19 protein-coding genes are annotated in these 19354 nt (G+C 70.0%); 14 read left to right on the top strand and 5 right to left on the bottom strand.

Going from position 1 to position 19354, the window contains the following annotated elements:
• The first annotated feature begins 20 nt into the window (after positions 1-20).
• Positions 21-659 (top strand): CGNR zinc finger domain-containing protein, encoded by a 639-nt coding sequence (locus B0920_RS01390; protein ID WP_078030808.1) that lies wholly within the window; start codon positions 21-23, stop codon positions 657-659.
• Positions 660-663: 4 nt separating this feature from the next.
• Here the strand turns inward: B0920_RS01390 and B0920_RS01385 are convergent, their stop codons facing one another.
• Together B0920_RS01385 and B0920_RS01380 are read right to left on the bottom strand one after the other, a co-directional pair.
• On the bottom strand, positions 664-1083 hold the full coding sequence (locus B0920_RS01385) for a hypothetical protein (RefSeq protein ID WP_078030807.1): 420 nt from the start codon (positions 1081-1083) through the stop codon (positions 664-666).
• Positions 1084-1199: 116 nt separating this feature from the next.
• Entirely contained in the window at positions 1200-2612 is a 1413-nt protein-coding gene (locus B0920_RS01380) for an NYN domain-containing protein (protein WP_078030806.1), read from the bottom strand.
• Between the two features lie 195 nt (positions 2613-2807).
• Here B0920_RS01380 and B0920_RS01375 point away from each other — a divergent pair, with 195 nt between their 5' ends.
• Both B0920_RS01375 and B0920_RS01370 read left to right on the top strand, forming a co-directional pair.
• The gene (locus B0920_RS01375) at positions 2808-3626 is read left to right on the top strand and encodes an AraC family transcriptional regulator (protein ID WP_229455097.1); all 819 of its coding nucleotides are present in this window, start codon (positions 2808-2810) and stop codon (positions 3624-3626) included.
• Positions 3627-3685: 59 nt separating this feature from the next.
• Positions 3686-4111, top strand: a complete 426-nt coding sequence (locus B0920_RS01370; RefSeq protein WP_078030804.1) for a hypothetical protein — start codon at positions 3686-3688, stop codon at positions 4109-4111.
• Positions 4112-4114: 3 nt separating this feature from the next.
• Here B0920_RS01370 and B0920_RS01365 read toward each other — a convergent pair whose 3' ends face one another.
• Positions 4115-4537 carry a DUF1810 domain-containing protein gene (locus B0920_RS01365; protein WP_078030803.1) on the bottom strand — a complete coding sequence of 141 codons (423 nt, stop codon included), beginning with the start codon at positions 4535-4537 and terminating at the stop codon, positions 4115-4117.
• A gap of 62 nt (positions 4538-4599) precedes the next feature.
• On the opposite strand from B0920_RS01365, the gene B0920_RS01360 reads away from it, so the two are divergent.
• The 5 genes from B0920_RS01360 to B0920_RS01340 all read left to right on the top strand — a co-directional run bounded on the left by B0920_RS01360 (position 4600) and on the right by B0920_RS01340 (position 9560).
• Positions 4600-4815, top strand: coding sequence for a DUF3820 family protein (locus tag B0920_RS01360; RefSeq protein ID WP_078030802.1), 216 nt, complete (start codon positions 4600-4602; stop codon positions 4813-4815).
• Between the two features lie 109 nt (positions 4816-4924).
• Complete coding sequence (locus B0920_RS01355; protein WP_078030801.1) at positions 4925-5323, top strand: response regulator transcription factor; 399 nt, start codon at positions 4925-4927, stop codon at positions 5321-5323.
• Between the two features lie 78 nt (positions 5324-5401).
• On the top strand, positions 5402-6451 hold the full coding sequence (locus B0920_RS01350) for a HEAT repeat domain-containing protein (protein WP_078030800.1): 1050 nt from the start codon (positions 5402-5404) through the stop codon (positions 6449-6451).
• Complete coding sequence (locus B0920_RS01345; RefSeq protein ID WP_078030799.1) at positions 6448-7866, top strand: glycosyltransferase; 1419 nt, start codon at positions 6448-6450, stop codon at positions 7864-7866. Before B0920_RS01350 ends, B0920_RS01345 begins: the two co-directional genes overlap by 4 nt.
• 11 nt (positions 7867-7877) lie before the next feature.
• On the top strand, positions 7878-9560 hold the full coding sequence (locus B0920_RS01340) for a hypothetical protein (protein WP_078030798.1): 1683 nt from the start codon (positions 7878-7880) through the stop codon (positions 9558-9560).
• 258 nt (positions 9561-9818) lie between these two features.
• On the opposite strand, the gene B0920_RS01335 is transcribed toward B0920_RS01340, so the two are convergent.
• On the bottom strand, positions 9819-12104 hold the full coding sequence (locus B0920_RS01335) for an ATP-binding protein (RefSeq protein ID WP_078030797.1): 2286 nt from the start codon (positions 12102-12104) through the stop codon (positions 9819-9821).
• A 206-nt stretch (positions 12105-12310) separates the two neighbouring features.
• Between B0920_RS01335 and ribA the strand changes: the two genes are divergently transcribed.
• From ribA to B0920_RS01305, 6 genes are all read left to right on the top strand, one after another.
• On the top strand, positions 12311-12997 hold the full coding sequence (ribA, locus tag B0920_RS01330; RefSeq protein ID WP_078030796.1) for a GTP cyclohydrolase II: 687 nt from the start codon (positions 12311-12313) through the stop codon (positions 12995-12997).
• An 88-nt stretch (positions 12998-13085) separates the two neighbouring features.
• Positions 13086-14525 (top strand): serine protease, encoded by a 1440-nt coding sequence (locus tag B0920_RS01325; protein ID WP_078030795.1) that lies wholly within the window; start codon positions 13086-13088, stop codon positions 14523-14525.
• Complete coding sequence (locus B0920_RS01320) at positions 14522-15484, top strand: FHA domain-containing protein (protein ID WP_078030794.1); 963 nt, start codon at positions 14522-14524, stop codon at positions 15482-15484. The genes B0920_RS01325 and B0920_RS01320 overlap by 4 nt, the downstream gene beginning before the upstream one ends.
• A gap of 78 nt (positions 15485-15562) precedes the next feature.
• Positions 15563-16627, top strand: a complete 1065-nt coding sequence (locus B0920_RS01315) for a sensor histidine kinase (protein WP_078030793.1) — start codon at positions 15563-15565, stop codon at positions 16625-16627.
• On the top strand, positions 16615-17331 hold the full coding sequence (locus B0920_RS01310) for a LytTR family DNA-binding domain-containing protein (RefSeq protein WP_078030792.1): 717 nt from the start codon (positions 16615-16617) through the stop codon (positions 17329-17331). The genes B0920_RS01315 and B0920_RS01310 overlap by 13 nt, the downstream gene beginning before the upstream one ends.
• Before the next feature lie 192 nt (positions 17332-17523).
• Positions 17524-18756 (top strand): acyltransferase family protein, encoded by a 1233-nt coding sequence (locus B0920_RS01305; protein ID WP_078030791.1) that lies wholly within the window; start codon positions 17524-17526, stop codon positions 18754-18756.
• Here B0920_RS01305 and B0920_RS01300 read toward each other — a convergent pair.
• Positions 18753-19343 carry a phasin family protein gene (locus tag B0920_RS01300; protein ID WP_078030790.1) on the bottom strand — a complete coding sequence of 197 codons (591 nt, stop codon included), beginning with the start codon at positions 19341-19343 and terminating at the stop codon, positions 18753-18755. The genes B0920_RS01305 and B0920_RS01300 overlap by 4 nt on opposite strands.
• Positions 19344-19354 lie beyond the last annotated feature (11 nt).

Genomic DNA, 19354 nt, shown 5'->3' with positions numbered 1-19354 from the left:
TATTGGTTACGGAGTAAACCATGTCAACAGACCTGCGCCCCTATCCCGAGCCCTTCCTACTGGGAGGGCACCTGGCCATGGATTTCCTGAACAGCATCGAAAAGCCGCACATTCCGGCAACGGAATGCCTGCGTGACGGAGAGGGTCTGGTGCGCTGGCTTCATCTCGCTGGTGCGATCGGCGCGCAGGATGCGGAGCGTTTGCGCGCATTCGGAAGCGAAGCGCTCGAGCGCACGGCTGAACGTGCCCGTGGGCTGCGCGAATGGTTCCGCGACAAGCTCTCGCGCCAGCGAGAGCTCGGCGCGAGCGCCCTGCCCGCGACCTCGCTGCAGCCACTGAGGGAGGTGCTGGCCGAGGGCGAATGGTATTTCGAACTAGAGGAAAACCTGCAGGCGGGGGATGGAAGTCATCACCCCGTGGTGGTGGAAAAGGTGCGCTGGACGTCGGCTGACCAGGCACTGCAGCCGGTTGCACGCGCCATTGCCGAGCTGCTGGAACGCGAAGACCTGTTGCGCGTGAAGCACTGCGACGGGCAGGACTGCTCGATCATCTTCATCGACCGCACCAAAGCCAACAAGCGGCGCTGGTGCAGCATGGCCTTGTGCGGCAATCGCGCCAAGATCGCGACCCACAGGGCGCGCCCCGGCGCTCACAGCTGAAGCCTCAGGCCTCCTCGCCCTCGATCCGCTCGAAGGGGCCGATGCAGGTCTCCATGCTCTCGTCCGCGCACATCAGGAACAGTGTGTTGGAGGGATGGAAGCGGATGAAGTTGGTCGCCCGGGTGCCGACCTTCATGATGACGCCGGCGCAATCCTTCTTGCCGTTGTCCTTGGTGATCCGGTCTTCCATCCGGTAGAAGCCCTTGGCGCTGGGCTTGTCTGGGATCTGGTATTCGCTTTCCGAGATTTCCTCCGCGCTGGTGACGAGGCTGGTGCCGTCGGCGCGGAAGCGGTAGGTTTCGGAGCAGCCGAGTTGCGGCAGCGTGAGACGCCAGATGCCCAGGATGGGATGGCCGGCCGCGGGCGCGGCCGCAGCCGGGCCGCTCAGGAGAAGCAGGGAGAACAGTCCGACAAGCGCGCGCATGGCAGGCTCCTTCGACAGTCGGTGCGGCAAGCCTGCGCCATCGCAGGCGTTTCCATTATTGCACTAACTGGACGGCGGCGTCGGACGACGCGCCGCCCCACGAGCCTTGCCCTCGCTCAGCCGTTCTCGCCGCCCGCCTTGGGCTTGGCCGGACGGCGTCCGCGCGCCGCCGGCTTACGCGCCGGCGCCTTGTGGGCCGGACGGGCCGGCTTCTTGCGGGCTGCCTTGGCGTCTTCGGTCTCGCCCGCTTCCACGTCCCCAGCCGCCGCTTCGGCGGCAGGCTCCGGCGCCGGCTCGGGAGCGGCTTCCGGCGCCTCGGCCGGTGCGGCCTCCTCAGCCGGCGTGGCCGCCGACTTCCTGGCTGCCGTCTTGCGCGGCGCGCGGCGGCGTTCCTTGGCCGGGGCCGCGACTTCCTCGGCTGGCGCTGCTTCCGGCGCCGGTTCCGGCTCGGCCGGCGCCGGCGGCGCGGACTCCAGCGCGACCGGCTCGTCGGCATCCGGCTGGCCCAGCTCGGGCGCCGAAGGCGCGGCGGCGGCTTCGGCACGGCCACCCTGCTTGCGGCCGCCGCGTCCACGGCGGCGCGGCTCGCGCTCGGCCTCTTCCGTGGCGGCCGGCGCTTCCGCCGGCTCCTGCACCTCGGGCATGAGCGCTTCGGGGATCAGGGCGGACACCGGCTCCGCCGCCTGCTCGCTCACCGGCAGCAGGGCCGGCGCGCCGGCGCTGCGGTAGACGTAGGTGCCGGATTTCTCGTCGCGGCCGAACTCGAACAGGCCGCGGGTCTGCGCTTCCTCGAGCAGGTTGCCGAAGGTGCGGAAGCCGTAATAGGTCTCGGAGAAGTCCGGGCGGCGGCGCTTGAGCGTGTCCTTGAGCAGCGAGGCCCAGATCTTGCCGGTGTCGCCGCGCTCGGAAACCAGGGCGTCGAAGGTCTCGACCACCATCTCCAGCGCCTGCACCTTGCGCGCTTCCAGTTCTTCCTTGCGGCGGTCGTCGCTGGGACGCTTGGTCTGCGGCTGGGCCTTGCGCTCGTCACGCTTGGCGGCGGCGCGGCGCTGCTCGCGCACCAGGTCGTCGTAGAAGATGAATTCGTCGCAGTTCGCCACCAGGAGGTCGGAGGTTGACTGCTTCACGCCCACGCCGATCACCTGCTTGGCGTTCTCGCGCAGCTTCGACACCAGGGGCGAGAAGTCGGAGTCGCCCGAGATGATGACGAAGGTGTTGACGTGGGACTTGGTGTAGCAGAGGTCGAGCGCGTCCACCACCAGGCGGATGTCGGCCGAGTTCTTGCCCGACTGGCGCACGTGGGGGATCTCGATCAGTTCGAAGTTCGCTTCGTGCATGGTCGACTTGAAGCCCTTGTAGCGGTCCCAGTCGCAATAGGCTTTCTTGACGACGATACTGCCCTTGAGCAGCAGCCGTTCCAGCACCGGCTTGATGTCGAATTTTTCGTAGTTGGCGTCGCGCACGCCCAGTGCGACGTTCTCGAAGTCGCAAAACACCGCCATGCTGATATTGTCGGAAGATGAAGCCATGAGTTGTTGTATTTTAGTAATGATCGGACAAGCTACCGGGCGATTATACGCAACAACATCCTCCCCGGACGCCGCGGAGGGCTTCCGGACCGATTTCACCTGTCCGGCATGCGCCCTGGGCTGCCCACGCAGGGCCGCGCAGGCCGGGCGGCCACTGCGTTAGAATCGACGCTTCCATGTACACCGAGGTCCGCCGTGCCGCGTCCTTCCTCCAGCCAGCCAGGCCCGCGCTTCTGGCGCGATCCCGCCCTGCCCCAGGTCGAGGCGCGCGAGGTCGCGGACGGTCGCCTGCTGTGCTACGAACGGCACTGGCACGAAACCTTCTCGGTGGGCGCGATCACCAGCGGCCGCAGCACCTACCTGAACGGCGAGCATGCGGAACAGGTCGAGCAGGGAACGCTGGTGTTCATGAACCCGGGCGAAGTCCACGCCTGCAACCCGATCGACGGCCAGCCCTGGTCCTACCGCATGCTGTACGTCGACACCGGCTGGCTCGCCTCCCTGCAGCCCGACGGGCGCTTCCGCCCCTACGCCGCCAGGTCGCTGCGCTCGCCCAGGCTCTACGGCCACTACATGGCCATGTTCGACGCCCTGCTCGATCCCGCCTGCGCGCCGCTGCGCCGCGACGAGCTGCTGGTCGGCTTTTTTACGCGCCTCGAACCCGCGACCGGCGAGCCGGACCCGCCGCCCGCCCGGCTGGAGCGCGCCGCGGCCTACATCGACGCCCATTTCGCCGCGCCCCTGCGCCTGGAAGACATCGCCGCCGCCGCCGGGCTCTCGGTGTCCTACCTGGTGCGCGCCTTCCGCCAGCGCTACGGCATGGCGCCCCACGAATACCAGGTCAACCGCCGCATCCAGCACGGCAAGGCGGGCCTCCGCGCGGGCCTGCCGATCGCCCAGGCGGCGCTGGAAGCCGGTTTCGCCGACCAGGCCCATTTCCAGCGCATCTTCAAGCGCCTCACTGCCGCGACGCCGGGACAGTATCGCGGCCGTCCGGAGCGCGGCGCGGCGTGAGCGGGAAGGGAACGCCGGCTTCTGGCACAATGCCGGCCTGACCAAGCAGCCAAGGCGCCATGCAGACACCGCAACTCACCTATCTTCACGTCCGCCCGGACGAGGAACTGCCGCCGATCGGCGGCCTGCCCCCTTTTCTCGCCGTGCTGGTCGTCGACGAGGTCTGCGAGGAGATGTGGCGCTGGGATGTCAGCCGCTGGCTGGCGGCCTCGAACTGCCGCTACGTCGCGGCCTGGGGCCAGTATTGCGAAGACTGGGCCGAATCGGTGGACGATGCCAACCTGGAGGCCTTCGACTACGGCGAGGTGCCGGAAGAACGCCTGATCGTGACCAGCTCGCACGAGGACGAGGAGCTGGAGGATGCGTTCTGGTACGCCAGGCACCGCGCGCGCCATCCGGTGCTGCAACTCTCGACCACCGTCATCCTCCATATCGCCCAGCATGGCCGCAAGGGCGAGCTGGAGCGGCTCTACCTCGAGGCCTGAGCGCTACATGAGGCGCGCCAGGGTATTGCGGTCGGGCGCGCCGTCGAAATACTTGTCGATGCAGTCCTGGAACACGGCCACGTCCGGCGCCACGTCGGCGAACAGGGTCATCGAGGAATGGAATTTCATGTCGTCCGGCGGATCGAACACGTCTTCGATGGTGTCGGTGTCGAGCGCGGCCACGATGCGGGCGCATTCGTTCAGGCGCGCGCCCAGCAGCGAATGGGCCAGGTAGGCCGCCGCCTCGTCTTCCGAGCGGATCGCATAGCGCTGCGCCATCTCGCTGTGGCCCAGGCCTGCGACCTGGGGAAAGATGAACCACATCCAGTGGCTGCGCTTGCGGCCGGCGCGCAACTCGGCCAGGACGGTGTCGTAGACCGGCGCCTGGGCGTCCACGAAGCGCTGCAGATTGAATTCGTCGCTCATGATGCTGTCCTCCTGTCCGTCAGATGCTACAGCGTCATCGTTGTTTGCTAAAGTGGCGCACGATGAATAGTGAATCCCTGCAACTTCTCGTGGTCCGAGAGATGCCATATGGCAAATACAAAGGACGCAAGCTGGCCGACCTGCCCGGTCATTACCTGGCCTGGTTTGCGCGCGAAGGTTTCCCGCGCGGCGAGCTGGGCCAGTTGCTGGCCCTGATGTATGAGCTCGACCATAACGCCTTGCGCGGATTGCTGGACCCGCTGCGTCCGCGACGCTAGATCGAGGCTCCGTTGTCAGGCGCCTACCCGTCCCAGTTATGTCGCGCTGCATGGCGCAACACCGGGGCGTGGCGCTATATAATTGGCGTAAGCCAATATGAGCAACACAATGTCAAACGAACAAGCTTCCATCCCGCAGGTCATGGTTGTCGAGGACGACGATCACATCGCCCAAGTGCTCCGTTTCATGCTCGAACGCCAGGGGTATGGCGTGACCCATCTCGCGGACGGCCGCGCCGCCAGCGAACACATCGCCAACGCCGGCACGACGCCCGACCTGATCCTGCTCGACGTGATGCTTCCCTATATCGACGGCTTCGAGCTCGTGCGCCTGGTGCGCGAGCGCGCCGCCTGGGCCGAGGTTCCGATCCTGATGCTCACCGCCAAGAACACCGAGCGCGACACCGTACGTGCGCTCGACGCCGGCGCCAACGACTTCGTGATCAAGCCCTTCCAGCCCAACGAACTGCTGGCGCGCGTGCGCCGTTTCCTGAAAGCCGGCGCATGAAGCGCGCCGCAACGGGCCGCCGCGCGGCCCTGACCCCGGCCCCGGACCAGGCGGGGGCGACTGTCGACGGCGGCGGCCTTGGCGATCGTCCAGCAGTCTGACAGCTTCGTCACCGTCGCGCTCTGGACCGGCGCCGTGGCGCTCGGCCTGACCCTGCTGCTGGCGATCCAGATCGTCCTGATGCGCGTTTCCCTGCGCCGGCGCGAGAGGCGCGAAGCCCAGGTGCTGGCGCGCTGGCGCCCCCTGCTCAACCAGATCGTCGTGGGCGAGCGCCCATCCCTGCCCGCGCTCGCGCCGCGCGAGCGCCTGCCCTTCCTGCGCCTCTGGGTGCACCTGCAGGGCTCGCTGCGCGGCGATGCCACCGAGGCCCTCAACGCCATGGCGCGCGGCCTCGGCGTCGACGCCCTGGCGCGCGCCATGCTGGCGCGCGGCGCGCGCGAGGAACGCCTGCTGGCGGCCCTGGTGCTGGGCCACCTGCGCGATCGCGAGGCCTGGCCGCAACTGCTGCCCCTGGCCGAACTGAGCGACAGCGCGCTCTCGCTCACCGCCCTGTGGGCGCTGGTGCGGGTCGATCCGGTGGCGGCCGCCGACTACCTTACCCCCTTGTTCATCGAGCGCGAGGACTGGGCCCTGTCGCACGTGGCCGGGATCCTGAAGGAGGCCGCCGCCCCCACCGCGGCGGTGATCGGCCGCCTCCTGCCCACCCTGCCGCAGGAGCGCCTGCCGCGCGCGCTGCGCATCGCCGAGGCCCTGCGCGTGCCGCTGCCGGGCGCGGTGCTGGCCGGGGCCTTGAACAGCGAACAGGTGCCGGTGGTGATCGCCGGGCTGCGCGGCGTGATGACGCCCGAGACCATCGCCGAGGTGCGCGCCCTGCTCGCGCACGAGGACTGGCAGGTGCGGGTGCAGGCCGCGCGCGCCCTGGGGCGCATCGGCGCCAGGGAAGACGTGCCGCGCCTGGTCGCGCTGCTGGCCGATCCGCAGTGGTGGGTGCGCTACCGGGCGGCCCAGGCCCTGCGCGAGCTGCCGGCGCTGTCGCGCGCCGACCTGGAGGCGGTGCGCGCCGGCCTGACCGACCGCTACGCCGCCGACATGCTGCAGCAGGTGCTGGCCGAGGAGGAAAACGCATGAGCTTCAGCAGCTTCCTCGTCGAGTTCATTACCTGGTTCGTGTTCTGCTACTTCATCGCGCTGAACCTGGGCTACCTGAGCCTGAACCTTTTCTCGCTGCGTTCGCTGCGCCGCAAGGGCCAGGAGATGTTCATGGCCGAGCTGCCGCGCGCCTATTCGGGCCTGGAGCCGCCGATCAGCATCCTGGTTCCCGCCTACAACGAGGAGGCGACCATCGCGGCCTCGATCCGCTCGATGCTGCAATTGAGCTATGCCGAGTTCGAGATCGTGATCATCAACGACGGCTCGAAGGACGACACGCTCGAGGTGCTCAAGCGCGAGTTCGCCCTGCTGCCCTTCCCCGAAGCCTACCGCCGCCAGATCCCGACGAAGGAGGTGCGCCAGGTCTACCGCTCCACGCGCTACCCCAACGTGCGCGTGATCGACAAGCTCAACGGCGGCAAGGCCGATTCGCTCAACGCCGGCATCAACATCTCGCGCTACCCGCTGTTCTGCGGGGTGGACGCCGACTCGATCCTGCAGCGTGACAGCCTGGCCAAGGTCACCGAGCCCTTCCTGCGCGACCCGACCGTGGTGGCGGCCGGCGGCACCGTGCGGGTGGCCAACGGCTGCCAGGTCAGCGGCGGCTTCCTGACCAAGGTCGGCCTGCCGACCAACGTCTGGGCCCTGTTCCAGGTGGTCGAGTACCTGCGCGCCTTCCTGTTCGGGCGCCTGGGCTGGTCGGCCATGAACGGCATGCTGATCATCTCGGGCGCCTTCGGCGTGTTCCGCAAGGACGCCGTGGTGCTGGCCGGCGGCTACCGCCGCGACACCATCGGCGAGGACATGGAGCTGGTGGTGCGCATGCACCGCCTGCTGCGGGCGCGCCGCCAGCCCTACCGCATCGAATTCGTGCCCGACCCGGTGTGCTGGACCGAGGCGCCGGAAGACTTCCGCACCCTCAAGAACCAGCGCATCCGCTGGCAGCGCGGGCTGGCCGAGAGCCTGAACGCCAACTGGGGCCTGGTGTTCTCGCGCAATGGCGGCGTGCCGGGCTGGGTCGCCTTCCCCTTCATGCTGCTGTTCGAGTGGCTCGGCCCGCTGATCGAGCTGGGCGGCTATGCTTTCATGATCTGGGCCTTCTTCACCGGCATGATCTCGTGGGAGGCCTTCGGCGCCTTCCTGTTCGTCGCGGTCGGCATGGGCATTCTGCTGTCGGCCTCGGGCCTGCTGCTGGAAGAGATGTCCTTCCACATCTACCCGCGCGGCAAGCAGCTTGCGATGCTGGGCCTGGTCGTGATCCTCGAGAACTTCGGTTATCGCCAGCTCAATTCCTGGTGGCGCCTGACAGGCCTGTGGCGCTGGCTGGTGCAGAAGGAATCGACCTGGGGCGCCATGAAGCGCAAGGGCATTTCCCAGCCTGACGCGCCCAAGTGAAACGAGTGCCCATGCCCCTTCATCCATCCTCCTTCCTGCTGCCGCTGCTGCTCATGACCGCCCCGGCCCACGCCGCCTCGCTGTATCTCTGCCCGGCCGAGAAGGCGCCGGCGACCTCGCTGTCGGCCGGGATCACCACGCCCGAGGGCCAGCGCCTGCGCGCCGTGGTCGGCGACGCGGCCGCCTTGCCGGGCTGCCGCAAGCTCGATCTCGGCCTGGACGCGGCGCAGGTGGAAGCCGTGTATCCGCTGCCGGCGGGGACGAAGCCGGAACAGACCATCCTGCTCCAGGGCGACGACAGCAAGGGAGCGCTCGACGTGAGCGAGCACACCCTGATCGCTGCGCGTCCCGAGCCCGATCCGCCCGCGCCCATGCCCTTCGGCGAGAACCTGCTGCGCTCCATGCAGGCGCGCGGCTTCGGCGTGGAGGAGCGCGTCACGGCGCGCCTGGAGGACGGGCGCCTGCGCATCGACTGCAAGGCCGGCACGCGCCCTGCCGGCGTGCTGCTGCGCGGCCCCTGGTTCCTGCCGCGCGCGCAGGCGGCGCTGCAGGCCGGCTTCGCGGGCAGCGGCGAGTTTTCCTGGCAGGCCGCGGACGAGGCGCGCGCCGCGCGCGAGGACGCGCTCGACATGGGCAGCCTGCGCGCCAAGCCCAAGGCGGCAAGCGGCCGTTTGCTGCTGCCGGCCGGGCTGGAACGCGGCGCCTGGCGCCAGTTCACCATTTTGTGTCCGCAGGGGGCGGCCAGCCTGGCGCTGGACGCCCTGAGCCTGGAGCCGGCCGCCGCCACCCGCGCGCCGCGCTCGACCTGGATCTGGAGCCGCAGCGAATGGCGCGAACGCGGGCCGGCCCTGATCGACTGGGCCGCGGCCGAAGGCATCGGCGAGATCTTCATCACCGTGCCCCTGAGCGAAGGCCGGGTCGCCGAGCCCGAGGCCCTGGGGGCCTTCATCAAGGCGGCCGGCGCGCGCGGGGTGGCGGTGACGGCGGTCGAGGGCGACCCGCACATGATCCTGCCGGACGTGCAGGCCAGCACCGCCGCCCGCGCGCGCGCCTTCGCCGCCTACAACGCCCAGGCCGACGCGGCGGCGCGGCTGAAAGGCATGCAGTTCGACGTCGAGCCCTACCTGCTGCCGGGCCACGTGCTGCCGGTGGGGCAGCGCGACAGCCGTTATCTGGAAATGGCCGCGAAGCTGAGGGAAGCCGCGGGCGCGATGCGGCTGGAATTCGTGGTGCCCTTCTGGTGGGACGGCAAGACCGCGCTGCTGCGCGAGCTGGCCAAGTCGGCGGACGCGCTGTCGGTGATGGATTACCGCACCGATCCGGGGCAGATCTACCGTTTCGCCGTGCCCTTCCTGGACTGGGCCGAGGAGCACGGCAAGGAGGTGCGTATCGCGCTCGAGGCCGGGCCGATCGGGGCCGAGGTGCAGCGCCGCTACCGGCGCGCGGACGCGGGCGCGGCCGGGGACATGCTGCTGTTCGAGCTGGGCGGCCAGCCGCTGCTGGTGCTGCTGCGCCAGCCGGCGGCGCATCCGCAGGGGCAGGCCTTCACGCTGGCGGGCACGCGCAAGATCGATGGGTCGGCGACCACCTTCCACGGCGACAAGGAGGCGCTGCGGCGCCTGCTGCCGGGGCTGGAGCGGGTGTTCGGGGCGTGGAAGGGCTTCGGGGGGATCGCGCTGCACGAGTGGCGCTAGAGTCGCCCGTCACCTTCACCGTCATTCCCGCGAAGGCGGGAATCCAAGTTCGTGCCGTAGCCACTAAAGCACGCTGTCCTGGATGTGCACGCAAACTTGGATTCCCGCCTTCGCGGGAATGACGGTACATGAGTCGCGGGTCGATGTCGGTATTGGCGCTTGGCGCTTGGCGGTTGACGTTGGCGGTTGGCGGCTGGTGGTTGGTGGTTGGTGGTTGGCTGCTGGCGACCAGCAGCAGACGCAAAGCGAACACCACCGTCACACCGCCGGCACCTCCACCACGAAGCGCGTGCCTTTCCCCATCTCGGTCTCGAAGGAGATGGTCCCGCCATGCTCCTCCACGATCGCCCGGCTGATGCTCAGGCCCAGCCCGGTGCCGCCCTTGGGCCGCGTGTCCGCCGCGTCGGCCTGCGCGAAACGCTCGAACACCCGGCCCCGGAAGTCCGGCGGGATCCCCGGCCCTTCGTCCGTCACGCTCAGGCGCACCCGCCCGTGCAGCTGCGCCAGGCCCACGGTGACCGTCTTGCCGTTGGGCGTGAACTTGATTGCGTTCGACAGGAGATTCACCAGCACCTGCACCATGCGGTCGTGATCGACCTCGGCCCGGATCTGTTCCGCCCCTTGCGGACTATCCAGGCGCAGGGCTACCCCGCCCTGGCGCGCATTGCCCTGCATGGTGTCGAGCGCATGCCGGACCAGGGGCAGGACGGCTTGCGCCTCGCGCCGGTATTCCATCTTGCCCGACTCGATCTTCTGGATGTCGAGCAGGTCGTTCACCATGCGCACCAGGCGCTCGGCGCTCTGGCTGGCGATGCGGATCAGGCCCGCCACGTCCGGAGCCAGCTCGCCCGCCATGCCGTCGTCCAGCATCGACAGCGAGGCCCGGATCGAGGTCAGCGGCGTGCGCAGCTCGTGCGAGACCGTGGAAATGAATTCGTTCTTCATGCGCTCGATCTTCTTGCGCTCCGAGATATCGTGCAGGAACATGCTGAAGAAGGCGTCTTCGCCGGCGCCGGCCAGCCCCACCGTCATCTCGACCGTGAATTCCGCCCCCTGGCGGTTGATCACGATGCGCTCCAGGCGCCGCTCGGTGCCCGGCAGGTCGCCGGTCTGGCGGAACACGTGCAGGGCCTTGCCGATGCTGGGCCGGAAGCGTTCCGGCACCACCAGCTCGGCCAGCGGCCAGCCCACCACCTCGTGGCGCTGCCAGCCGAACATGCGCTCGGCGGCCGCGTTCCAGTCCAGCACCATGCCGCGCAGGTCGACCGCCACGAACGCGTCCTGGGCCGTATCGACGATGGCGCCGATGCGCTGCTCGCTGGCGCGCACGGCCTCCAGCGCCCGCTCCAGCTCGCGGGTGCGCTCTTCCACCCGCTGCTCCAGGGTGGCGTTCAGGTGCTGCAGCTCGGCGCGGCGCTGCACCAGGGCCGTCACCAGGCCGTTGAGCGCGCCCGACAGCTTGCGCATCTCGACGTAGCCGTCGCGACCCGGCACCAGTTCGGCGCTGTCGCCGCGCCGCAGGCGGTCGGCGGAATCGGCCAGGGCCTCGATCGGCCGGGTGATGCGGCGCGCCACCAGCACGCCGGCCAGCGAGAACAGCACCGCCAGCGCGGCGCCGCTCCACAGGGCGCGCGCACTCAGGCGCCGCACCGGGGCGTAGGCGTCCTCGATGTCCTGGCGCACCAGCACGTTCCAGCCCAGGCCGGGGTAGATGCCGCGGCCCTTGGTCGCGCCATAACCGACCAGGTAGGAGCGGCCGTCCGGCCACTGCTCGACCAGGTAGCCGGCGCGCTGCTGGCGCGCCTCGCGCAGGCTGGGCAGGTCGATGGTCTTGCCCTGCAGGTCCTCGGGGCCGAGCAGGACCACGCCCTCTCGGCTGAGGATCAGGGCCTGCACCTTGTGGCGGGTCTGGACCGGGGCCAGGATCGAGCGCTCGATGTCGCGCGCCCACTGCCAGGACAGGTGCGCGCCGAGCACGCCGGCCGGCTTGCCGCTCGCGTCCATGTAGGGAAAGGCGACGTCGACGAAGCGGCGCGGCTCGCCCTCCTGCACCGGCAGCAGCTTGGCCAGCAGCACCGCCTCGTGCACGTCGCCCACGTAGATGCCCTTGAGCGCGTCGCGGAACCACGGACGCTGGGCCACGTTCGCGCCCTCCAGCAGGCCGCGCGCCTCGACCAGCACCTTGCCGTCCAGGCCGGCCATGCCGATCCATTCGTAATACCAGTAGGTTTCCTGCATGTCGGCCAGCACCTTGCGCCGTTGAGCCGGCGGGGCGTCCTGGGCGACCAGGTCGGGCCGGCGCGCCATCAGGCTGACTTCGCGGTAGCGCTCGTACATGCCGCGGTCCAGCTTGTCGGCCATGGTCAGGGCCATCTCGCCGAGGTTGAAGCCGATGCGGCTCTTGACCTGGTCGGTGGCCGCGCTTTCGACCACGCCCACCAGCAGCAGGGTCAGGATCACCGTCAGCGAAGAAAAGGCCAGCGCCAGCCAGGCGCCAAGGCCACGGGGTTTGAAACGGTCGAAAAATGAGCGGGAAGTTGCCATGGCCTGGGGGGAGCTTGCTTTCCCAAAGCGTACCACAGCGATGATGCTCTGCGGCACATAGTTGTGCGGTGCGCAACACTCACCGTGGCGCATCGGCCAGAAGGGGTGCTTGCCTCCCAAAACCGGGTGATTCCGCACGGTCATAGCCGATTTCCGGTAAACTTGCGGGCTACATGCATTCACGCAAGCAATTGGGAAACACCGTCATGCCAGCCACCGCCCCTGCCGCCATCCTCGACTACGCCACCTCGTGCACCCTGCCCACGCCCTGGGCCCAGTTCACGCTGCACGCCTGGGTCGAGCCGGCGACCGGCAAGGAGCACCTGGCGATGGCGCTGGGCGACCTGGGCAGCGGTGAACCGGTGCTGGCGCGGGTGCACTCGGAATGCCTGACCGGCGACGTGATGTATTCGCAGCGCTGCGACTGCGGCGCCCAGCTCGAAGGGGCGCTGCGCCGCATCGCCGAGGAAGGCCGCGGCATCCTGCTCTACCTGCGCCAGGAAGGCCGCGGGATCGGCCTGGTCAACAAGATCCGCGCCTACCGCCTGCAGGAAGCCGGCGCCGACACGGTCGAGGCCAACCTGCAGCTGGGCTTCCACGCCGACGCCCGCAACTACGAGCTGTGCCGCCCGATGCTGGAGCAGTTCGGCATCAAGTCGGTGCGCCTGATGACCAACAACCCGCGCAAGATCGACGCCCTGACCCGCCTCGGCATCGAGGTCGCCGAGCGCGTGCCGCTGCTGGTCAACCGCAACGCCTACAACAACCACTACCTGAACACCAAGCAGGCCAAGCTGGGCCACATGATGGGCCCGCTGACCGGCGCCGCATCTGCGCCGGCAGCCCCGACCGAGCCCGCGCGCCAGGCGGTGACCGAACCCGGCGCGGCCTGATATTTCTTGCGCGCCATGACGTAACGCGCGCACGGCCACCTGATCCGGTGGCAAGATAGACCTCATCGTCTTGCAAACAAGAGATTGCATGAAACGGGTCGTCCTTGCTCTCCTGCTTTCCCTCCTCGGCTTCGGCGCGGCGACGGCGCCCGGCGCGCCGCCCAGCGCCACCCAGCCAGCGGCCCAGACCGGGGGCGCCGCCAACCGTGCGTCCGCCCCGGCCATGCAGTTGCCGCCCGCCCAGCTGCCGCCCGCCGCCACGCCGACCGCGCCCGGACCGGGCGAAGTGGAGGCCCTCGATCCCCTGCCCCAGCCCTCGTCCGAAGCCCAGGACTTGTACGCCTCGGCCCGCCCCGACCTGCTGCAGATCCGCATGCTGCTCAAGAACGGCCGCACCCAGTCCACGGTCGGCTCGGGTTTCCTGGTTGGCAGCAGCAACCTGGCCCTGACCAATTACCACGTGGTGTCGCAGATGGCGCTCGACCCCGACGTCTACACCGCCGAATACATCGACACCGACGGCAACACCGGCCCGGTCGAACTGATGGCGGTCGACGTGCTGCACGACCTGGCCGTGGTGCGCGTCAACCGCAATGGCAGCGGCTTCTTCAAGGTGCCGGAGCGCCCGGTGCGCCTGCGCCAGGGACAGCGCCTGTACTCGCTCGGCAACCCGCTCGACCTCGGCTTCGCGATCTCGGAAGGGGCGTACAACGGTGTGCTCCAGCGCAGCTTCTACAACCGCCTGATCTTCGGCGGTCCGATCAATTCGGGCATGAGCGGCGGCCCCAGCATCACCGCCAGCGGCACCGTGGCCGGCATCAACGTGGCGCGCCGCCTGGACGGCGAATCGGTCAGCTTCCTGGTGCCGGTCGAATACGCCCAGGAACTGCTGCGCGAGGTCGCCGCCAAGCCGGCGCCCCCCAGGGACTTCAATCCGCTGATCGCGCAACAGTTGCTGGTCCACCAGGCCGGCATGGTCGACCGCCTGCTGGAAGAACCGCTGACCCTCAAGGGCATGGGCCCCTACCTGGTGCCGGTGCGCGACTCCGGCCAGGTGCGCTGCTGGGGGCGCTCGACGGTGAAGTCGGCGGCGGTGTACAACGTCGACGCCATGAGCTGCGTGATGCAGTCGGCGGTCTACGTGTCGGAGTCGCAGCAGACCGGGGCGGTGGCGGTGACCCACCAGTACATCCGTTCCGGGAACATGGAGCCGCTGCGCTTCGCCTCGCTGGCCAGCAGCCTGTTCAAGGTCGACAACCTGGGCAGCGCGGGCGATCCGCGCCTGACCAAGCCGGTGTGCACCGAGGGCTTCGTCCACACCCGCAGCCTGCCGCTGCGCGCCGTCACCTGCGTGCGCGGCTACCGCAAGTTCGAGGGCCTGTACAACTTCACCCTGCTCACCGCCAGCACCGACGCCACCTATGCCAGCCTGCAGAGCCGGGTCGACGTCTCGGGCGTGTCCTACGAAAACGGCATGCGCGTCACGCGCGCCTTCCTGGGCGCCTTCGGGCGCAGCGGACGCCGATGAACGGCCCCTGGACCATCGAGATGCTGGCGCGCAGCGGCGAGGTGCTGCACCGGCACCGCGTCGCCAGCCTGCCGATCCGGGTCGGACGCGCCTACGACAACGACTTCATTGTCGACGACGAATACGCGGCGCCGCACCACGTGGTGATCGAGGCGGGCGAGGATGGCAAGCCGGTCATGCGCGACCTGGGCAGCCGCAACGGCATCGTCCACAAGAACAAGCGCGTCACCGCGGTCGCGCTGGACGGCGACACGGTGGTGCGCATGGGGCATACCTCGCTGCGCCTGCGCGCGGCCGACCATCCGGTGCCGGCCGAACTGCGCGACCGCACCATGCACGGCTGGGAGGGCCTGGTGCCGGGCCTGGCCGGGGCCGCGCTGACCGGCCTGGTGGCCCTGCTGGTCGCCTGGCTGACCGACTTCGGCAACTTCGGACTGGAGGACGGCGTGCAGGCCCTGGCGGCCGGCATCGGCGTCGGCCTGCTGTGGAGCGGCCTGTGGGCCTTCAACAACCGGGTGTTCTCGCGCCACGCGCGCCTGGGGCGCCACTTCTTCATCTTCGGCTGCGGCCTCGCGGTGCTGGTGGCTTTCCGCCTGCTGGCCAGCGCGCTGGCCTATGCCTATTCCTGGGAGTGGCTGACCCGCTACGGCTCGCACGCGGCGGTGCTCACCGTCGCCGGCGTCATCTACTTCCACCTGGCGACCGTCAAGCCCGAGCTGCGCCGGCGCCTGCGCGCGATCTGCGCCGGCCTGGCGATCCTGGCCTCGGGCCTGGTGCTGGTCGGGAACCAGCAGCGCCACGGGCGCGCAGCCGACGAACTCTATATGTCGGTGCTGCTGCCGCCCGAGACGCGCGCCAGCCCGGACGCGCCGGTGGCCAGGTACATCGACCAGGTGGGCGCCATGCGCGCCGAGATCGACGCCGAACGCCGGCGCGGGCGCGGCCAGGACGGCGGCTGAGCCTCGGGCCGCCGGCCATGCTTTGACAAGCGGCGGGAGTTCGCCGATGATCGCTCATCGCTTCCCCACGCCCCCACCATGCTACCGAACCGCAGCCTCGCCGCCGCCCTCCTCGCCTGGGTCCTGTTCTGGGCCCTGATGGTGCTGGTCGCGATCGAGGACTTCCGGCGCGACGGCGGCGCCGCCCTCTGGCAGCCGGTCCTGTGGGAGACCTCGTCGGCGCTGGTCGCAACCGGCCTGCTGCTGCTCCAGCGCCGCTTCACCGCGCGCCACGACGCCCTGATCTCCCAGCCCTGGCGCTGGGCGGCCCTGCAGGCGCGCTGGCTGCCGCTGTACTGGATCGCCTTCGCGCCGCTGGCCTTCGGCATCCGCCACCTGGTCTACGGCTGGGCCGGCGCCAGCTACGATCACGAGCCCTGGAGCGAGGTCCTGGTCTACGAGGCGCTCAAGATCACGGTCTTCGTCTGCCTGTTCACGGCGGTCGGCTTCGGCCTGCTGTCCTGGCGCCAGCTCCTGGACGAGCGGGTGCGCGCCCAGCGCGCCCAGGCCCTGCTGCGCGAAGCCGAACTGGCGCGCCTGACGCGCCAAATGCAGCCGCACTTCCTGTTCAACGCCCTGAACACCGTCTCGTCGCTGATGCACGTGGACGTCGCGCGCGCCGACGCCACCCTGGTGCGGCTGGCCGACGTGCTGCGCGCCGCCATGGACCTGGGCGCCCGCCCCCAGGCCAGCCTGGCCGATGAGCTGCGCCTGGCGCGCGCCTACGCCGCCGTGATGGCCGAGCGCTTCGAGGGCCGGGTGGCGCTGGACTGGGAGATCGAGGATGCCGCCATGAAGGTGCTGCTGCCGGCGGTGAGCCTCCAGCCGCTACTGGAGAACGTGTTCCGCCACACCGTCGAAACGCGGCGCGAGCCGACGCGGGTGCGGGTGAGCGCGGCCTGCCGCGAGGGCGAGCTGGTGCTGCGCGTGGAAGACGACGGCGGCCGCCTGGACGGCGAGCCCGCGCCCGGCGGCCAGGGCGTGGCGCTGGCCAACCTGCGCGCGCGCCTGGATGCCCTGCACGGGGCGCGCGCCGGCTTCACACTGAGCGCGCTCGCGCCGCGCGGCGTGCGGGCGGAAATGCGGGTGCCATGCGCATCCTGATCGTCGACGACGAAGCGCCCGCGCGCGCCCGCCTGCGCCGCATGCTGGCGCTCGAGCCCTGTGTCGACGCGGTGGAGGAAGCGGCCGACGGCATCGAGGCGCTGGCGCGCCTGCCCGCCTTCGCGCCGGACGCCCTGCTGCTCGACATCGCCATGCCCGAGCTGTCCGGGATCGACCTGGCGGCCTCGCTGCCGGCGCCGGCGCCGCTGGTGGTGTTCGTCACCGCCCATGACGACTACGCGCTGCGCGCCTTCGACGCCGAGGCGGTCGACTACCTGCTCAAGCCCTTCGACCAGGCGCGCCTGCAACGCGCGCTCGAGCGCCTGCGCGCGCGCCTGCTGGCCGGCCGCGAACAGCCGCTGCCGGCGGCGCCGCCGCGCCAGCTCCTGGTGAGCGAGCGCGGCGCGACCCGCGTGGTGCAGGTGGCCGACATCGACTGGCTGGAAACGGCCGACAACTACGTGGTGCTGCACACCGCCAGCGGCGCGCCGCTGTTGCGCCAGACCCTGGCCGGGTTGCTCGAACGGCTCGGGCCGGGCTTCGTGCGCTGTCACCGCCGGGCGGCGCTGCGTCCGGAGCGCATCGAGCGCGTGGTGCCGCTGGACAAGGGCGACTGCGAGCTGGTCCTGCGCAGCGGCGCAAGGGTGCCGTGCAGCCGGCAGTACCGGTCCGAAGTGATGGCGAGGCTGGAAGGCGGACGCTAGGAGTCTGGGCGGCGCGAGCAAGCCCGGCCCGGGCGGCGCCGCTGCGTGCGCGTGGCCATGCGCGGCCCGACGCCTGGGTTCCGCCGCGCGCCGTTCCGGTTCGCCCCGCGCGGGACCCGTTTCGCCACCTTCCGCTGGGCGACGCGCGAACCCGGCGGCATGCTGGCCCCATTCCCATCCACGGAGCCGACCATGCCAGCATTTCCCCGCCCGCCGGGCGAGCGCCTCTACTTCCTCGACTGGGTGCGCATCCTCGCCTTCTTCGTCCTGATCGCCTACCACATCGGCATGTATTACGTGAGCTGGGACTGGCACGTGAAAAGCCCGCATGCGAGCGAGACCGCCGAGCCCTTCATGATGCTGTCCTCGCCCTGGCGCCTGACCCTGCTGTTCTTCGTGGCCGGGGTGGCCTCCCGCTTCCTCCTCGAGCGCCTGGGCAGCGCGACCTTCCTGCGCCAGCGCAGCCTGCGCCTGCTGCTGCCGCTGCTGTTCGGCATGGCCGTCATCGTGCCCGTCCAGCCCTGGCTGGAAGTGGTCGAAAAGCTGGGCTATGCCGACGGCTTCGCGGCCTTCCTGCGCCTGTACTACAGCGGCTACGGCGGCTTCTGCCGCGAAGACTGCCTCGACCTCCCCACCTGGAACCACCTGTGGTTCCTCGCCTACCTGTGGGTCTACACGATGCTGCTCGGACTGCTGGCAGCCCTGCTGCCCCCGGCCCGCATCGAGGCCCTGGCGGCCCGCACCGGCGCGCTGCTCTCGGGCTGGCGGCTGCTGGCGCTGCCCGCCATTGTGCTGGGGCTGCTGCGCGTGTGGCTGGCCGAGCGCTTCCCAACGACCCATGCGCTGGTCGACGACTGGTACAACCACGCCGCCTACTTCCTGCCCTTCCTGCTCGGCGCCCTGATGGCCCGCGCGCCGCGCTTCTGGGAACAGACCAGCTCGCTGCGCTGGCATGCGCTGGTCCTGGCCCTGGCCGGCTGGGCCGCGGTCGTGGTCTGGAGCGCGGCCTACGACAAGCTCACGCCGGAGCTCATCGCCCTCGTCAAGGCGCCGATGCGCTGTGTCTATGCCCTGTGCGCCTGGAGCGCCATCGTGGCCGCCTGCGGCTTCGCGCGCCGCCACCTCGATGCCGACGGCCCGGCGCGGCGCTACCTGGGCGAAGCGATATTGCCGGTCTATATCGTGCACCAGAGCCTCATCGTCGTGCTCGCCCACGCCGCCAAGCCGCTCGGATTGGCGCCCGGCATCGAGGCGCTGCTGCTCGCGGTCCTGACCCTGACCGGGTGCTTCGCCTTGTTCGAGGCAGTGCGCCGCGTCGGCGTGCTGCGCCCGCTGTTCGGCCTTGCCTCCAGGCGCTTCCCTGCAAGGGAGGCGAACGACGAAGATGGCGCGGCCGCCGGCCAGCGGCGCCCGCGCGCCGCCTAATGGGTGGCGCTGCCGGGCGGGCGCATGTCCGCACTCGCCTGCGCGCGCGCCTGCTGCATGCCCTGCTCCATGTCGCGCTGGGCCGCCTTGCCCTCTTCGCTGCCCATGTGCATGCCGCCGCCGGCCCCGTCGGGGCGGGCGAAGGGGTCGGCCATGTTGCGCATCGCCTCCTGCTGGGTGCGCAGACCGCGCTCGGTTTCCTCGGCCGCGCTGCGGGCTACCTCGTCGACCAGGGCGCGCGCGGTGCGCGTGGCGTTCTGCACATGTTGCTCGGCCACGCGCGCCAGCTCGACCTGGGCGTCGGCGGCCACGCGTGCGATGTGCTGCTGGTAGGCGCGCAGCTTGTCGGTGGTGGGCTGGGCGCGCGCAGCCGCCGCGCCCAGCACCTCGGTATGGCGCTCCGCGCCCAGCACCTGCCGGCTGGCGAGGGCGCTTTCTTCCAGCAGGGTCTGGGCCAGCTGGATGTTCAGGTCGCAGAGGTGCTGGAAGGAACGGAACAGGGATCTGGAAATGTCGTTGACGAACGCCGTCTGTGCGTCCAGGTGACTGCGCACTGCCGGCGTCACGGTCGGTGGAAACGGAAACATGGTGGGCCTCG

This window comes from Massilia sp. KIM, assembly GCF_002007115.1.
Lineage (GTDB): Bacteria > Pseudomonadota > Gammaproteobacteria > Burkholderiales > Burkholderiaceae_D > Telluria.
The sequence above is the reverse complement of the archived record's forward strand: the minus strand, read 5'-3'. Positions and strand labels throughout refer to the sequence as shown.

What these genes read in the sequence shown, in the direction of transcription:
- ribA (WP_078030796.1), top strand. Translation starts at nt 12,311, where the DNA reads ATGCCAGCCACCGCCCCTGCCGCCATCCTCGACTACGCCACCTCGTGC.
- B0920_RS01365 (WP_078030803.1), bottom strand. Translation starts at nt 4,537, where the DNA reads ATGAGCGACGAATTCAATCTGCAGCGCTTCGTGGACGCCCAGGCGCCG.
- B0920_RS01325 (WP_078030795.1), top strand. Translation starts at nt 13,086, where the DNA reads ATGAAACGGGTCGTCCTTGCTCTCCTGCTTTCCCTCCTCGGCTTCGGC.
- B0920_RS01345 (WP_078030799.1), top strand. Translation starts at nt 6,448, where the DNA reads ATGAGCTTCAGCAGCTTCCTCGTCGAGTTCATTACCTGGTTCGTGTTC.
- B0920_RS01360 (WP_078030802.1), top strand. Translation starts at nt 4,600, where the DNA reads ATGAATAGTGAATCCCTGCAACTTCTCGTGGTCCGAGAGATGCCATAT.
- B0920_RS01310 (WP_078030792.1), top strand. Translation starts at nt 16,615, where the DNA reads ATGCGCATCCTGATCGTCGACGACGAAGCGCCCGCGCGCGCCCGCCTG.
- B0920_RS01340 (WP_078030798.1), top strand. Translation starts at nt 7,878, where the DNA reads ATGCCCCTTCATCCATCCTCCTTCCTGCTGCCGCTGCTGCTCATGACC.
- B0920_RS01385 (WP_078030807.1), bottom strand. Translation starts at nt 1,083, where the DNA reads ATGCGCGCGCTTGTCGGACTGTTCTCCCTGCTTCTCCTGAGCGGCCCG.
- B0920_RS01355 (WP_078030801.1), top strand. Translation starts at nt 4,925, where the DNA reads ATGTCAAACGAACAAGCTTCCATCCCGCAGGTCATGGTTGTCGAGGAC.
- B0920_RS01380 (WP_078030806.1), bottom strand. Translation starts at nt 2,612, where the DNA reads ATGGCTTCATCTTCCGACAATATCAGCATGGCGGTGTTTTGCGACTTC.
- B0920_RS01305 (WP_078030791.1), top strand. Translation starts at nt 17,524, where the DNA reads ATGCCAGCATTTCCCCGCCCGCCGGGCGAGCGCCTCTACTTCCTCGAC.
- B0920_RS01320 (WP_078030794.1), top strand. Translation starts at nt 14,522, where the DNA reads ATGAACGGCCCCTGGACCATCGAGATGCTGGCGCGCAGCGGCGAGGTG.
- B0920_RS01370 (WP_078030804.1), top strand. Translation starts at nt 3,686, where the DNA reads ATGCAGACACCGCAACTCACCTATCTTCACGTCCGCCCGGACGAGGAA.
- B0920_RS01300 (WP_078030790.1), bottom strand. Translation starts at nt 19,343, where the DNA reads ATGTTTCCGTTTCCACCGACCGTGACGCCGGCAGTGCGCAGTCACCTG.
- B0920_RS01315 (WP_078030793.1), top strand. Translation starts at nt 15,563, where the DNA reads ATGCTACCGAACCGCAGCCTCGCCGCCGCCCTCCTCGCCTGGGTCCTG.
- B0920_RS01390 (WP_078030808.1), top strand. Translation starts at nt 21, where the DNA reads ATGTCAACAGACCTGCGCCCCTATCCCGAGCCCTTCCTACTGGGAGGG.
- B0920_RS01335 (WP_078030797.1), bottom strand. Translation starts at nt 12,104, where the DNA reads ATGGCAACTTCCCGCTCATTTTTCGACCGTTTCAAACCCCGTGGCCTT.